Genomic DNA, 12,058 nt, shown 5'->3' on the forward strand with positions numbered 1-12,058 from the left:
CGCGCGTGCAGGGGCCGTCAATGCGCGCCGACCCCCGCACACGTCCGGGACCCGTAGCCCGGGCCCGTGCAGCAAACCCGGGATGGCTTTCGACGGAAGGTGTCCGAGCCCTCGGATGCGGCCGTGGGCCGTACCCGGGCTAAGGCCTGCTTCGTAGCACCCTCTCCTGGTGCGTCAGGTACAGCCGCAGATCGAACTCCAACTGGTGGTAGTCCGGCTCCATGTGCGTGCAGAGCTGGTAGAAGGCCTTGTTGTGCTCGGCTTCCTTGATGTGCGCGAGTTCGTGCACGGCGATCATCTTCAGAAAGTCGGCCGGGGCGTCGCGGAACACGGTGGCGATGCGGATCTCGCGGCTGGCCTTGAGCCTGCCGCCGTGCACGCGGGAGATCGCGGTGTGCGTGCCCAGCGCGTGCTTCATCACCTGCAGCGTGCTGTCGTAGACCACCTTGCCGAGCGGCACCGAGCGCCGCAGGTACTGCTCCTTCAGCGCCTGTACGTAGTCGTACAGCTGGCCGTCGCTGCGTACCGCGTGCGGCTGTGGGTACTTCTTCGCCAGCATCGGGCCCAGCCCGTCCTGCGCGATCAGTGCGCGGACGCGGGCCTGCAGTTCCTGCGGATAGCCGGCGAGGTACTTCAGGGGTTCCATGGGGCGCTGCGCGGACGCGGAGGGTCGGGGACGGCGGGTATGATGGACCGTCAGACCCGATCAAGAAACCGCGACATGGCAAAGGGAAATCCGCTGCAGGAACAGCTGCTCAAGGCCGGCCTGGTCAAAAAGTCCAAGCTGGCCGAAGTGGCGCGCGAGCAGAACAAGGCCCGGCACGCCAAGGGCGCGGCCGCACCCAACGAGATCCAGCGCGAAGCCGAACGCGCACGCGCCGAGAAGGCCGAGCGCGACCGCGCGCTGGAAGCCGAGCGCAAGGCGCAGGCACGCAGCGCCGAACTGCGCGCACAGGCGCGGCAGATCATCGCCGACCGCAAGGTGCCGCGCAGCGGCGAGCTGGAGTACCGCTTCACCGCGAACGGCGCCATCCGCACCCTGCTGGTCAACGAGGACCTGAAGAAGAAGCTGGCCGCGGGCACGCTGGTGATCGCGCACATCGACGACCGCTACGAACTGCTGCCGCGCGTGGCCGCCGACAAGGTGCGCGAGCGCGACGCCGCCATGATCGTGCTCGACCATGGTCAAGGGACCGACGCCACTGCGTCCACCTCCGAGGACGACGACTACTACGCCCAGTTCAAGGTCCCCGACGACCTGATGTGGTGACGGCCGGCCGCCGGGCCGGGCTTGACGGCGCCTGTAGGGTGGAATGAGAGCCCTGCGGAGACCGCCATGCAGCAGCACGAACTCGATGCCCTCTTCGACCGCCAGGCCGCCGGCTACGACGCACGTTGGGTGCGCATGTCGCCGATCCGCGAGAGCCTGCTGTTCCTGATCGAAACCGTGTTCGCGGACCTGCCGGAGGACGCTCGCCTGCTGTGCGTTGGCGCGGGAACGGGTGCGGAGATCGCGCACCTGGCACGGCGTTTCCCGCGCTGGCGCTTCCTCGCGCTGGACCCGTCCACGCAGATGATCGCCGCCTGCCGCGCGCGCGCCGAGCGCGAGGGCTTCGCCGACCGCTGCGGATTCCATGCCGGCGTGATCGACACCTTGCCGGACGCGCCGGCCTTCGATGGCGCCACCTGCCTGCTGGTCTCGCAGTTCCTGCTCGATCCGCTCGAACGCACTGCCTTCTTCGCCTCCATCGCACGCCGCCTGCATGCGGGCGGCACCCTGGCCTGGGCCGACCTGGCCTGGGACACCGACGCGCCCGACTATCCGGCGATGCTGAAACTGTGGATGGAAACCATGTCCGGCGCCGGCCTCGATGCCGACGCGCTGGAACAGATCCGCGCCAACTACGCCCGTGATGTCGCCATCCTGCCGCCCGACCGCGTCGCCGCACTCGCGCAGGCCGGTGGCTTCCTGCCGCCGCTGCGCTTCCACCAGGCCGGGATGATCCATGGCTGGTGCGCACGCACGGCGCGGTAGGCTAGGCCGACCGCCACCGCCTCGCCGTCCACGGAGATTGCATGCGCCTGACCTGCCTGTCGCTCATGTTGTCCCTTCTGGCGTCGTCCGCCTTTGCGCAGGAGGTCTCCACTGCGGTAGCGCCACCGGTGGAAGACACCGGCACGCTGGCCGACGCGCCGTACCGCATCGACATTCCGGCAGACTGGAACGGCGAGCTGGTCATGCTGGCGCACGGCTTCGAACCGGTCGGCGTGCCGCGCGAAACGCCCTGGCCGGCCGATCCCGCCACGTCCATGTTCACCTCGGCGCGCTATGCGGTGGCGCAGAGCGGCTACGCCACGCAGGGCTGGGCGGTGCGCGACGCCATCGCGGACAGCGAACGCCTGCGCGCGCATTTCGTGCAACGGCATGGGCAACCGGAAAAGACGTGGATGGTGGGCTTCTCGATGGGCGGCGGCATCGCCATCGCCACCCTGGAGCAGCAGGCCGCGTACTACGACGGCGCGCTGTCGCTGTGCGGCGCGAACCTGCCGGGTGACGTGCTCGCCAACGCATTGTTCACCTCGTTGGTTGCGTTCGATGCGCTGTTCCCGCCGCGCGAGGACGAAGCCGCGTCCCGCCTGTCCGATCCCGCCGCGCCGGTCCTGGAGCAGGGCGCGGTGATGGGGCGGATCGATGTGGCCCTGCCGCGCGATCCCGCAGCGGCGCGGCGACTGGCCGCCCACCTGGAGGTGTCCGTCGACGCGCTGCCCGGTACGCTCGGCCTGCACTACTTGGTGATCCGCGACCTGATGACGCGCAGCGGCGGCATGCCGGTGGACAACCGGTTGGTGCAGTACACCGGCTTCGGCGACGACGCGGCATTCAACCGCCGCGTACCCCGCTATGCCGGCGATGTGGCGGCGATGGAGTACGTGGCGTCGTCGCCGGCATTGTCGGGCCGACCGCAGAAGCCACTGGTGCTGCAGTACAACGCCGATGACCCGACGATCAGCCCTCGCTTCCGCCCGGTGTATGCGCGGAAGGCGCAGGGCGCAGCGGTTGCGCCGCTGACGCTGCCGGACGTGCCTGGCGACCACTGCCGGTTTTCCGAAGACCAGGTCAGGGACGCATTCCGCGTGCTCACCGACTGGGCCAGGACGGGGAAGCGACCGCCGCCACGGTGACCCGGTGGACGCGTGCGTCAGAGTCGGTGGGCACGCCTGATGATGTCCGCCGCGCGTTCGCCGACGACGACGCACGGCGCCATCGTGTTGCCGCTCGGGACGTTCGGCAGGATGGAGGCATCGGCGATACGCAGGCGGTCGATGCCGTAGACCCGCAGGTGGGCGTCGACCACCGACATGGCGTCGCGTCCCATCTTCGCCGTGCAGGCCTGGTGCCAGAAGGTCACCGCGGCGTCGCGGAGGTAGGCGTCCATCTCGGTCGGGCCCAGGTTTCCCGGCATCGCTTCGCGCTTCAGCAGCTTCCTGAAGGGTGAGGCGTGCGCCATCTCGCGGGCCAGGGCGATGGTCGCCATGGCACCGCGCACGTCGTCGGGATGCGACAGCGTGTTGGCTTGGATGCGGACGGGCGCGTCGGCATCGGCGCCGGTCAGGTGCACCGAGCCTCGGCTCTTGGGATGCGACAGCCCGGCGAAGGTCATCCAGCCATGCTCCGGCACCCCGCGATGCGCGGTTTCCGGGGTGGGCACCGGGAACTCGAGCTGGCAGTGGAAGACATCGGGCGCGGCCAGCGCGGGATCGGTCTTCCAGTACAGCGTGGCCTCCGAGCCCCCGTTGCCGACGGCGACCGGTGCGTGCGCCTCGAACAGGCAGCCGAAGGACACGTGGTCCTGGTGGTTGCGCCCGACGCCGGGCAAGGCTTGGATCACCGGGATGCCATGCGGCGCCAGTTCCTCTTCCGGGCCGATACCGGACTGCATCAGCACCTTGGGCGTATTGATCGCGCCCATCGACAGGATCACTTCGCGGTCGGCCAGAATGCGCGTGCGCTGTCCGCCCCGGATGATTTCGACGCCGGTGACGGTGGTCCCGGTGAACAGCAGTCGGCTGACCTGCGCGTGGGTCATCACCGTCAGGTTGGGCTGCCCCAGCTTGGGGAAGATGTACGAGCGGAACAGCGATGAGCGCCGTCCCGCCTTCACGATCAGGTCGTTGAGCGCGACGCCGCCTCGGCCTTCCATCATGGCGCCGTTGGGACTGTCGAACGTCGGCATGCCGAGGGCTTTCGCCGCCTCGACCATGGCGATCGCCACCGGCTGGGGATGCGCTGGCGTTTCCACGTGCACCGGTCCGCCCCTGCCGCGACGGCCGGCGTCGGGGAGACCGCGCCAGTCTTCGATGCGACGGTAGATGTCCAGCACCGCGCGGTAGCCCCAGGCGTCATCGCCGGCTTCTTCGGCAATGTGGTCCCAGTCGGCCTGGTGGCCGCGCGCCCACACCATCACGTTGATGCTGGAACTGCCGCCGAGCACCTTGCCCATGTTCAGTGGAATGGCGCGGTGGTTGAGATGCGGATTGCGCTCGGCCACGAAGGCCCAGTCGCGATCGGAGCCGAGGTTGAGCGGCCACTGCGTCGGTTCCAGGACCTCGGGCACTTCATCCGGGCCGCCCGCCTCGATCAGCAGCACGCGGACGGCGGGATTCTCGGCCAGCCGGCCGGCCAGCGCGCAGCCGGCCGGACCGGCGCCGCAGACGATGAAGTCGTAGCGCCCCGGGGGGCGGGCATCGCTTGCATGGGAAACAGGAAATGGACGGTGAGAACGGGACATGGCGGCAGGGACTCCGGGCGCAGGGGGACGGCCGGGCGGCCCGGGGTGGCCGCCCGTCGTGGGGGAGAAGATGCGAAGCGGAAACCTGCGGACGCGCCGGAGAGGCACGTCCGCGGGCGAGGCTTACCGGGCCGGCTGGCCGGCTTCCTTGGCGGCGCGATCGATCGTGTCGGCCACGACCTTCGGCTGTGTCATGAAGACCGCGTGGCTGGCAGACACCTTGGTGATGCGGGCTTCGATGCGCTCGGCCATGTGGATGAGCATGGCCTGGTCGAAGGCCTTGTCTTCGGTCGCGATCACCGCCCAGCTGGGCTTGCTGCGCCAGGCCGCGTGCGTCAGCGTAGTGCCGAAGGCCGACATGTTGATCGGCACCTGCGAATCGCGCAGGAACGCCGCATCGGCATCGGTGGTGTCGTGGGCGAAGCCCGCCTTGAACTTGGCCGGGCTGATGAAGCCGAAACCGTCGGCGCTGGTCTCGATCACGAACTCGGGCGTCGGTGCGAACCCGGTGTACTGCTGCGCCGTGGTTTCACCGGCATCCGGTGCGAGCGCCGACACATAGACCAGGCCGGCCACCTTGTCGTGCACGCCGGCTTCGGTGATGACCGTGCCGCCCCAGGAATGTCCCACCAGGATGGCCGGGCCGTCCTGGCGGTCGAGGACGCGCTTCGTCGCGTTCACATCGTCGGCCAAGGAGGTCAGCGGGTTCTGCACGATCGACACGCGGTAACCGCGCGCGGTGAGGTCGTCGTAGACCGGGCGCCAGCCGGATCCGTCGGCGAAGGCGCCATGCACCAGCACGACGTTCTTCACCCGACCGCTGTCGCGGCCGGCATCGTCGGCATGGGCGGAGGGGGACAGGCTGGTGGCCAGGGCGGCGGCGAGCAGGGCGGGGATGAGCTTGAACATGGTCGTGTCCTCGGGAAGGTGGTGGGCGGCGTGCGGAGTGCGGCGTTGGCCGGCAGGGATACTTTGCAGGCGCATCAGGAACTTTCGGTCACGAATAGTCCTGATAACTTGACTGAACGTACTTTCCCGCCGGTGCTTGCCGGGCGCGCTGCCCGCCGGATGAACGGCGGGCAGACAGGTCCGCGGAGGGCGGGGCTTACGCAGTCGGCACGGTGCCGCCGTCGATCACGTGTTCCGACCCCGAGACGGACGCCGCCCGCGGCGACACCAGGAACGCGATGAGGTCGGCGACCTCGCTCGGCTGGGCAGGCCGTCCCAGCGGAATGCCACCCAGCGCCTCCATGACCATCTGTTTGGCGCCTTCGTAATCGGTGCCCGCATTGGCCGCGATGCCGCCGAGGAAATCGACCGCGGCTTCCGTCTCGACCCAGCCCGGCGAGACGCGGACCACACGCACGCCCTTGGGCGTGACTTCCTTCGAGAGCGCCTTGCTGTAGGTCGACAGCGCGGCCTTGGCCGCGGCATAGGCGATCGTGGCGTCGTGCAGCGGCAGCACGCGCTGGATCGACGTCACGTGCAGGATCACGCCGGATCCCTGCGCGATCATCGCGGGCAGCAGTGCGCGATCCATCCGCACGGCCGACATCAGGTTCACGTCGAGCGCCTTCGCCCACTCCGCATCGTCCAGCACGGCGAAGCCGCCTGCGGGGGCGGACGAGCCGCCGACCACGTTGATCAGGATGTCGATCCCGCCGAGCCGGTGCCGAGCCGCCTCCACCGCTTTGCGCACCCCGTCGGCGGTGGCCAGGTCGGCCGCCACGTAGTGGACATTCCCGGTGGACTGTTCCGGCGTCGAGCGCGCGGTCGCCACCACCCGTGCATCGAGCCGGGACAGCAGGTCGACGACGGCCGCACCCACTCCCCGCGTACCGCCCGTGACCAGAACACGCTTGCCCGCCAGCTGGAGGTCGAAGCTCATGGCGCGATCTCCAGCGAGGCGATCTTGCCGCGTTCCAGCGTGAAGCGATAACGCAGGTCGAGCGGGCTGCCCGGGAAGTCGCCCGACACCCGGCTGGTCACGATGTAGCTGCGTCCCTGCGTCTCCAGCGTCTGGGGGGTTGCGGTGTACGTGTACTTGGACGCCGCGTCGGTTTTCCAGGCCTCGATGGCGGCGAGACCGGAATGGGTGTGGCCTTCGTCCAGGACGACACCGTCCCGGGTAAAGCAGCGGGCGACGGCTTGGCCGTCGTGGCGATCGGCGTCGAAGTAGGCCGCGATCGGCTCGGGCAGGTCCAGCGCGTTCATTGCGATGCTCCGGTTGGGGGTGTGGAGCCAGCTTGAAGCGTTCTGTCAGGTTAGAGAATCACCTATGATCCGATCAGGCTATGCAGGAATCAGTACACAATGCGCGGCTCCGAATTCGCCGAACTCAAGGCCTTCGTGGCGGTGGTCGACCGGGCCAGCTTCGCCCGCGCCGCCGACCACCTGGGGCTGTCGCGGTCGGCGCTCAGCCAGACCATTCGGCAACTGGAATCACGACTGGGCGTGCGCCTGTTGAACCGGACCACGCGCAGCGTGTCGCCGACCGAGCCGGGACGGCAGTTGCACGCGCGCATGGCCCCGCTGCTCCGCGACATGGACGAGGCCGTCGCGCAGGCCGCGGGGACGAGTGCGCGTGCCGCGGGGACGCTGCGGATCAACACGCTCAGCATGGCGGCGAAGAAAGTGATCGCCCCCCGACTGGGACGGTTCGCCCACGCGCATCCCGACGTGGTGCTCGACATCGTCATCGAGGACGGCTTGAGCGACATCGCCGGCGAGGGATTCGATGCCGGCATCCGGGTGGGCGGCCGACTGCAGAAAGACATGGTCGCGGTCCGGCTCACGCCGGACTTCGAACTGCTCGCTGTCGCATCGCCCGACTACCTTGCCCGGCATGGCGAACCGAGGACGCCCGACGATCTGGGGCGTCATGCCTGCATCAACTGGCGCTTTCCCGGCAGCGGCAAGATCGCGGGCTGGCCGTTCGCGAAGAAGGACAAGGCGGTCGAGTTCTTCGGCGAGGGCAGAGTGATCTCGAACCACCAGGACATCATCGTGCCCGCTGCGCTGCAAGGACTGGGCATCCTGTACGCGTACAACGACAGTGACATCGCCGACGCGTTGCGCGACGGACGCCTCAAGCGCGTCCTCGCCGATTGGTCGCCGACCGTGCCTGGCCTCTTCCTCTACTACTCGAGCCGGCGCTACATGCTGCCGGCGCTCCGTGCGTTCATCGACTGCCTGCTGGATCGCGATCTTTGAGGACGTGCGGGCGGTTGGCCGAGCAGATGCGGCGGCGTGGACACGCCGTCAGGACGAGAGCAGCATCTGTGCCGCGGCGACTGAACATGGAGCCGTCGCACGTACGGATGTTCTGGTGACCGTTCGCCTGTTCGTCTGGCTGGTCGTGCGCAACGTGATCCGCTGCGCCGCGTCACACGCCGAGGCAACCTGCCTGCGCGCCCGTTATCGACGGGCGGATCGTGCGCGTCCGGTGTCGTTGCCTTGCGTTGTCGCGCGGCCCTGCGCGAACTCCGGGAAGGTCTCTGCCATCGAGTCCTCGTCGGGCAGGATGTAGAACACGCCGCCACGCTCGAACGTCGGACGGATGATCTGCTCGTAGAACGTCGGCGACACATTGATGCAGCCGTGAGTGACGCGGTTGTCGTCCGGTGTCGCCGACGCAAGGCGCTCGGCGCGTTTCTCGGCCGGGACGCCGGTCGCGGTCGGGTGGATGGAAACTGCCGACTCGTAGTCCACCCACAGCACGCGTCCTGCATCGATCGACGGGCCGTAACCGCCAACGAAGCGGCCTGCGGGTGTGGTGCGATCACGCCCGGGAATCTCGCGCAGCGCGAGGCCGGCGACGCCGGGGGCGGTGTGATCGCCCTTTGCCGAGCCGAAGAGCCCGGGTGCCGCACCGCGCAGCCGTCCGTCACCGCCAAACACCAGGATCTGCGCGGCAGCCTTGTCGATGACCGCGAACGGATAGCCTTGGGTGTCCTTGGCGGCGACCACCCAGCCGGCGAGTTCGATCACCGTGGGCGACACCTCCTGCCCTTGCGGAAGTTCGTCGACGGACGCGACGGGCGGCGCGTCGACCTTCTTGTCCCTGGCGCTGGCCACGCCGATGCTGCTGCACGCAAGCGCGAGCGCCAGCGCGATGGATGCCTTTCGGATCGCAGTGTGCTTGTGCGTAAGGATGGGGCGGTTCCTTCGAAACGTGGTGAAGACAGGGAGTCCGGTGGCGGCAACGCCACCGGGTCCCGGCTCAGGCCGCCTGTCGCGGCCTGCGCTGAGCGCGGTTAACCGCGCGGCACGCGGCGCGGGGCCGTTTCGAGACGCTGGACGCGGCCTTCGATCTGATCCAGCCGCTGGTTGGCCTGCTGCGCGGACTGGTTGGCGGACTCGGCGCTCTGGGCCGCGCCCTGCACCTTGGTGTCGAGCTGGTCGAGGCGCGAGTTGATGCCGGCGAACTCGTCGTCGTACGTGGCGCAACCGGAAAAGGCGAGCGTGGCAAGCAGTGCCACGGCGAGTGTCAGGTGTTGTTTGTTCTGAAACATTCCAATCCTCCTTCGTCTGGGGGAACCGGAATATAGCGGCCTTTTCGTTGTCGCCACCAACCGCCTTCAGCTGGAATTGGCGTACGTAGAGACACTGTGAAGATGATGTTCACGCGTCGGCCGTCCGTCAGAAAGAAATCGCCTGATGCAGCGGCAGAAAGCGTGAAACCTGTTGGAAAACCGCTCGACGGATGTTGACGTCCCTCGGTGGATCAACGCGGCATTTCGTCCATCCGCTCGCCGACCCACACCTGCATGTCCAACGTCTGCAGCCAACCATGATTGGTCAGGAACGCCACGTCGGCCGCATCGCGCCCGTAGGCGACCACGATGCGGCCGCCACGGGGTGCGGACTGCGTGGGATCGAAGGTGTACCAGCGTCCGTCCAGATACGCTTCGAACCAGGCATGCAGGTCCATGGGCTCCAGTCCGTACAGATAGCCCACCACCATGCGGGCGGGAATGCGCAGGCTCCTGCACAGCGTGATGCCGACATGCGCGTAGTCGCGGCAGACGCCTGCCCCGGCCTCCATGGTGCCGAGCGCATCCGTGGTGGCGTCGCTCACGCCGTACCGGTACGCGATATGGGTGCGGATCCATTCCACGATCGCCCCGACCTGGCCGCTGCGGGGATCGGCCGCATCGATGATCGCCTGTGCCTGGTCGAACGTGCGATCGCTCGGGCAGTAGCGACTCGGCAGCAGGTACTGCAGCGTGTGATCAGGCAGCAGCGCGGCCGGCACCGGCGCGACCCACGGCGCAAGGGCGATGTCGCGCTCGGTCTCGACCTCGAGCTCGGCGCGGATCCGCATGCGTCCACGCCGCACCACGAAACGCTGGCACAGGTTGCCGAACACGTCGACGAACTCGGTCGGCCGGACGTGCGGGTCGAAGGCATAGCTTTCGCTGATCAGCCACTGCGCTTCGCCGCTGCGCGGCCGCAGCATGGCGACCACCGCACAGTCCTCGATGGATTCGACAGTCAGTTCGCATCCGGCCAGCAGGCGCATGTTCGATCCGATGGCAGAGGGGAGGTCGTGGTCGCCGTCAGTTCGAGGCATCCCGGATATCGCGGCATGCATCCTCGCACAGCTCACGCAGGTCCAGGGTGGCGTGCCACTGAAGCGTGCCGTGGGCGAACGGGGGTGCGGTGCGGGTCACGTCGCCGCGCCTGGAACGACGATCATGGAGACACGCAGGCATTCCATCGTGCGTGCGCTCCTGGCGGGCGGCTATCGGCCCGACGCCTGAGCAGAAGCGCCGGCATCCGGCCGGCGCCCCCTCACGACGCCAGCGGCGTCTGCTCGGCCACCACGCGGATCAGCGCGGCCTGGCGTTCCAGCATCCAGCGCGTGGCCCACCCGGCACCCGCGTCCAGCGACCGCACGGCGATCTGCTCCTGGCGCACGCCCTTGCCGCTGATCAGGATCTTCGCCATCCAGCCTTCGCGCTCAGGGCCGATCTCCAGGATCGGCACGCCGTGGCAGACCAACGTGCGCGTTCGCTCGCCGATATCCCAGCTGAATCCCTCCGGCAGCGGCGCGGAAATGCGTGTGTTCACGGTATGCCCCGGCGAATAAGAGGTTCAACCTCGCACACGCGTCGTGCGGGCGGCGTGACGGGCGTACCCGCGGCGTTCACGCACATGAGCGACACGCGAGGACGAAACGGACATGACACTCACGCATGAAAGCGCAGCGTGGTCCCACCTCGGCATTCGGTCGAGTGGGAGAAATTCAGATGGGCAATACCTCCGACCAGAAGCAGCCGCCGCGCAATGCGCAGAAGGATCAGCAGGGCCAGCAGGGCAAGCCGAAGGATGCCAGCCAGAAGAAGGACGCCGAGCGCGAGCCGGCACCGGCCAAGCGTGCGCAGGACCAGCAGAAACGCTGAGCCAGAAGGAACCGGCAGGAGAGCCCCGCAAGGGGCTCTCTTTTTTTGCGGCATCGCGCAGCGCGCGGAACGCCTCAGCGCCAGCTGGCCTTGCGCGACGGTGTGGGCGGCGTGGGGGCGGGATCGATGGTGGGCACCAGCAGCGACAGACGCGCCTTGGCGTAGTCGCCGCTGCCCTCGACATCCAGCTTGCCGGCGCTGTTGGGATTGATGAGGGCGGTGTCGAGGAAGACCTCTTCGCCGACCGCCACGCGGTGGCGCGCACTGCACACCTTCACCGGCACCTGCAACACGCTGATGCCATCGCGCTGCCACTTCGTTTCAGGTGCCAGGCGCCGGACGATGGAGCCGTCCACCCAGACATCCACCGAATCCGATTGCACCGACCGGCACTTGCCGATCCCGACATCAAAAGTCATGCACCCTCCTACAGGGCGGTATGCGTCAACGTGAAATGGAAACCGCGTGCTTCCAGCAGGCTGCGCATGCGCTTCTCCGCCGGGACGCGATGGAACTGCCGGCCCGCCCACAACCCGAAGCACGGCCGGCCGCTGGCGTGGTGCCCGTGAGCCGGGGGACGTCGCGAGACGGCGATGTCCATCGACTCGCACGCGGTCGCCCACATCACCCGCAGATCGTCCGGACCGATGGATTGCTGCTGCCCGAGATGGAGAATGAAAACCTGGACCTGCTGGTGGGACACATGCACCTCGTCGGCACGCGCGCGATCGCGTCGTCAGGCCGAGAGGGAGAGAGGTCAGCCCGCAGGAGGCGGCGGAGGCGACTGCCAGTCAGCCTGGACAGGTATACGCGGTTGGGGGGGTTATCGCAAACGCGTGCGCACCCGGGAGGGTCCTGGAC

General features: G+C 68.3%; 16 protein-coding genes. 5 read left to right on the forward strand and 11 right to left on the reverse strand.

Features of this window, described 5'->3' with window-relative positions; translation table 11 throughout:
• Positions 1–139 precede the first annotated feature (139 nt).
• A complete protein-coding gene (locus ASD77_RS05580) occupies positions 140–646 on the reverse strand; it encodes a M48 family metallopeptidase (protein WP_055938504.1) in 507 nt (168 codons plus the stop codon).
• Between the two features lie 75 nt (positions 647–721).
• Between ASD77_RS05580 and ASD77_RS05585 the strand changes: the two genes are divergently transcribed.
• The 3 genes from ASD77_RS05585 to ASD77_RS05595 all read left to right on the forward strand — a co-directional run bounded on the left by ASD77_RS05585 (position 722) and on the right by ASD77_RS05595 (position 3,183).
• Positions 722–1,270, forward strand: a complete 549-nt coding sequence (locus ASD77_RS05585) for a DUF2058 domain-containing protein (protein WP_055938507.1) — start codon at positions 722–724, stop codon at positions 1,268–1,270.
• 66 nt (positions 1,271–1,336) lie between these two features.
• Positions 1,337–2,035: a class I SAM-dependent methyltransferase gene (locus ASD77_RS05590; protein ID WP_055938510.1), complete on the forward strand. Its 699-nt coding sequence runs from the start codon at positions 1,337–1,339 to the stop codon at positions 2,033–2,035.
• 41 nt (positions 2,036–2,076) lie between these two features.
• On the forward strand, positions 2,077–3,183 hold the full coding sequence (locus tag ASD77_RS05595) for a hypothetical protein (RefSeq protein WP_055938513.1): 1,107 nt from the start codon (positions 2,077–2,079) through the stop codon (positions 3,181–3,183).
• A 17-nt stretch (positions 3,184–3,200) separates the two neighbouring features.
• On the opposite strand, the gene ASD77_RS05600 is transcribed toward ASD77_RS05595, so the two are convergent.
• From ASD77_RS05600 to ASD77_RS05615, 4 genes are all read right to left on the reverse strand, one after another.
• Positions 3,201–4,790 carry a GMC family oxidoreductase N-terminal domain-containing protein gene (locus tag ASD77_RS05600; protein ID WP_055938516.1) on the reverse strand — a complete coding sequence of 530 codons (1,590 nt, stop codon included), beginning with the start codon at positions 4,788–4,790 and terminating at the stop codon, positions 3,201–3,203.
• A 123-nt stretch (positions 4,791–4,913) separates the two neighbouring features.
• On the reverse strand, positions 4,914–5,699 hold the full coding sequence (locus ASD77_RS05605) for an alpha/beta hydrolase (RefSeq protein ID WP_055938520.1): 786 nt from the start codon (positions 5,697–5,699) through the stop codon (positions 4,914–4,916).
• 196 nt (positions 5,700–5,895) lie between these two features.
• Positions 5,896–6,678, reverse strand: coding sequence for an SDR family oxidoreductase (locus ASD77_RS05610; RefSeq protein WP_055938523.1), 783 nt, complete (start codon positions 6,676–6,678; stop codon positions 5,896–5,898).
• Positions 6,675–7,004 carry a nuclear transport factor 2 family protein gene (locus ASD77_RS05615; RefSeq protein ID WP_055938526.1) on the reverse strand — a complete coding sequence of 110 codons (330 nt, stop codon included), beginning with the start codon at positions 7,002–7,004 and terminating at the stop codon, positions 6,675–6,677. The genes ASD77_RS05610 and ASD77_RS05615 overlap by 4 nt, the downstream gene beginning before the upstream one ends.
• A 99-nt stretch (positions 7,005–7,103) precedes the next feature.
• On the opposite strand from ASD77_RS05615, the gene ASD77_RS05620 reads away from it, so the two are divergent.
• Positions 7,104–8,003 carry a LysR family transcriptional regulator gene (locus ASD77_RS05620; protein ID WP_055938529.1) on the forward strand — a complete coding sequence of 300 codons (900 nt, stop codon included), beginning with the start codon at positions 7,104–7,106 and terminating at the stop codon, positions 8,001–8,003.
• Positions 8,004–8,207: 204 nt separating this feature from the next.
• Here ASD77_RS05620 and ASD77_RS05625 read toward each other — a convergent pair whose 3' ends face one another.
• The 4 genes from ASD77_RS05625 to ASD77_RS05645 form a co-directional block, all read right to left on the reverse strand.
• The gene (locus ASD77_RS05625) at positions 8,208–8,900 is read right to left on the reverse strand and encodes a L,D-transpeptidase (RefSeq protein ID WP_055941088.1); all 693 of its coding nucleotides are present in this window, start codon (positions 8,898–8,900) and stop codon (positions 8,208–8,210) included.
• A gap of 146 nt (positions 8,901–9,046) precedes the next feature.
• Positions 9,047–9,304: a hypothetical protein gene (locus tag ASD77_RS05630; protein ID WP_055938532.1), complete on the reverse strand. Its 258-nt coding sequence runs from the start codon at positions 9,302–9,304 to the stop codon at positions 9,047–9,049.
• A 212-nt stretch (positions 9,305–9,516) separates the two neighbouring features.
• Positions 9,517–10,314, reverse strand: coding sequence for a transglutaminase family protein (locus ASD77_RS05635; RefSeq protein ID WP_055938535.1), 798 nt, complete (start codon positions 10,312–10,314; stop codon positions 9,517–9,519).
• 272 nt (positions 10,315–10,586) lie between these two features.
• Entirely contained in the window at positions 10,587–10,865 is a 279-nt protein-coding gene (locus ASD77_RS05645) for a hypothetical protein (RefSeq protein ID WP_055938541.1), read from the reverse strand.
• A 179-nt stretch (positions 10,866–11,044) separates the two neighbouring features.
• Between ASD77_RS05645 and ASD77_RS18040 the strand changes: the two genes are divergently transcribed.
• Positions 11,045–11,197 (forward strand): hypothetical protein, encoded by a 153-nt coding sequence (locus ASD77_RS18040; RefSeq protein WP_156383477.1) that lies wholly within the window; start codon positions 11,045–11,047, stop codon positions 11,195–11,197.
• 74 nt (positions 11,198–11,271) lie between these two features.
• On the opposite strand, the gene ASD77_RS05650 is transcribed toward ASD77_RS18040, so the two are convergent.
• Entirely contained in the window at positions 11,272–11,616 is a 345-nt protein-coding gene (locus ASD77_RS05650) for a hypothetical protein (RefSeq protein WP_055938543.1), read from the reverse strand.
• A gap of 8 nt (positions 11,617–11,624) precedes the next feature.
• Positions 11,625–11,900, reverse strand: coding sequence for a hypothetical protein (locus ASD77_RS05655; protein WP_055938546.1), 276 nt, complete (start codon positions 11,898–11,900; stop codon positions 11,625–11,627).
• Positions 11,901–12,058 lie beyond the last annotated feature (158 nt).

The organism is Pseudoxanthomonas sp. Root65, assembly GCF_001427635.1.
Classification (GTDB): domain Bacteria; phylum Pseudomonadota; class Gammaproteobacteria; order Xanthomonadales; family Xanthomonadaceae; genus Pseudoxanthomonas_A.

What these genes read in the sequence shown, in the direction of transcription:
- ASD77_RS05615 (WP_055938526.1), bottom strand. Translation starts at nt 7,004, where the DNA reads ATGAACGCGCTGGACCTGCCCGAGCCGATCGCGGCCTACTTCGACGCC.
- ASD77_RS05635 (WP_055938535.1), bottom strand. Translation starts at nt 10,314, where the DNA reads ATGCGCCTGCTGGCCGGATGCGAACTGACTGTCGAATCCATCGAGGAC.
- ASD77_RS05650 (WP_055938543.1), bottom strand. Translation starts at nt 11,616, where the DNA reads ATGACTTTTGATGTCGGGATCGGCAAGTGCCGGTCGGTGCAATCGGAT.
- ASD77_RS05620 (WP_055938529.1), top strand. Translation starts at nt 7,104, where the DNA reads ATGCGCGGCTCCGAATTCGCCGAACTCAAGGCCTTCGTGGCGGTGGTC.
- ASD77_RS18040 (WP_156383477.1), top strand. Translation starts at nt 11,045, where the DNA reads ATGGGCAATACCTCCGACCAGAAGCAGCCGCCGCGCAATGCGCAGAAG.
- ASD77_RS05595 (WP_055938513.1), top strand. Translation starts at nt 2,077, where the DNA reads ATGCGCCTGACCTGCCTGTCGCTCATGTTGTCCCTTCTGGCGTCGTCC.
- ASD77_RS05600 (WP_055938516.1), bottom strand. Translation starts at nt 4,790, where the DNA reads ATGTCCCGTTCTCACCGTCCATTTCCTGTTTCCCATGCAAGCGATGCC.
- ASD77_RS05585 (WP_055938507.1), top strand. Translation starts at nt 722, where the DNA reads ATGGCAAAGGGAAATCCGCTGCAGGAACAGCTGCTCAAGGCCGGCCTG.
- ASD77_RS05610 (WP_055938523.1), bottom strand. Translation starts at nt 6,678, where the DNA reads ATGAGCTTCGACCTCCAGCTGGCGGGCAAGCGTGTTCTGGTCACGGGC.
- ASD77_RS05590 (WP_055938510.1), top strand. Translation starts at nt 1,337, where the DNA reads ATGCAGCAGCACGAACTCGATGCCCTCTTCGACCGCCAGGCCGCCGGC.
- ASD77_RS05605 (WP_055938520.1), bottom strand. Translation starts at nt 5,699, where the DNA reads ATGTTCAAGCTCATCCCCGCCCTGCTCGCCGCCGCCCTGGCCACCAGC.
- ASD77_RS05630 (WP_055938532.1), bottom strand. Translation starts at nt 9,304, where the DNA reads ATGTTTCAGAACAAACAACACCTGACACTCGCCGTGGCACTGCTTGCC.
- ASD77_RS05580 (WP_055938504.1), bottom strand. Translation starts at nt 646, where the DNA reads ATGGAACCCCTGAAGTACCTCGCCGGCTATCCGCAGGAACTGCAGGCC.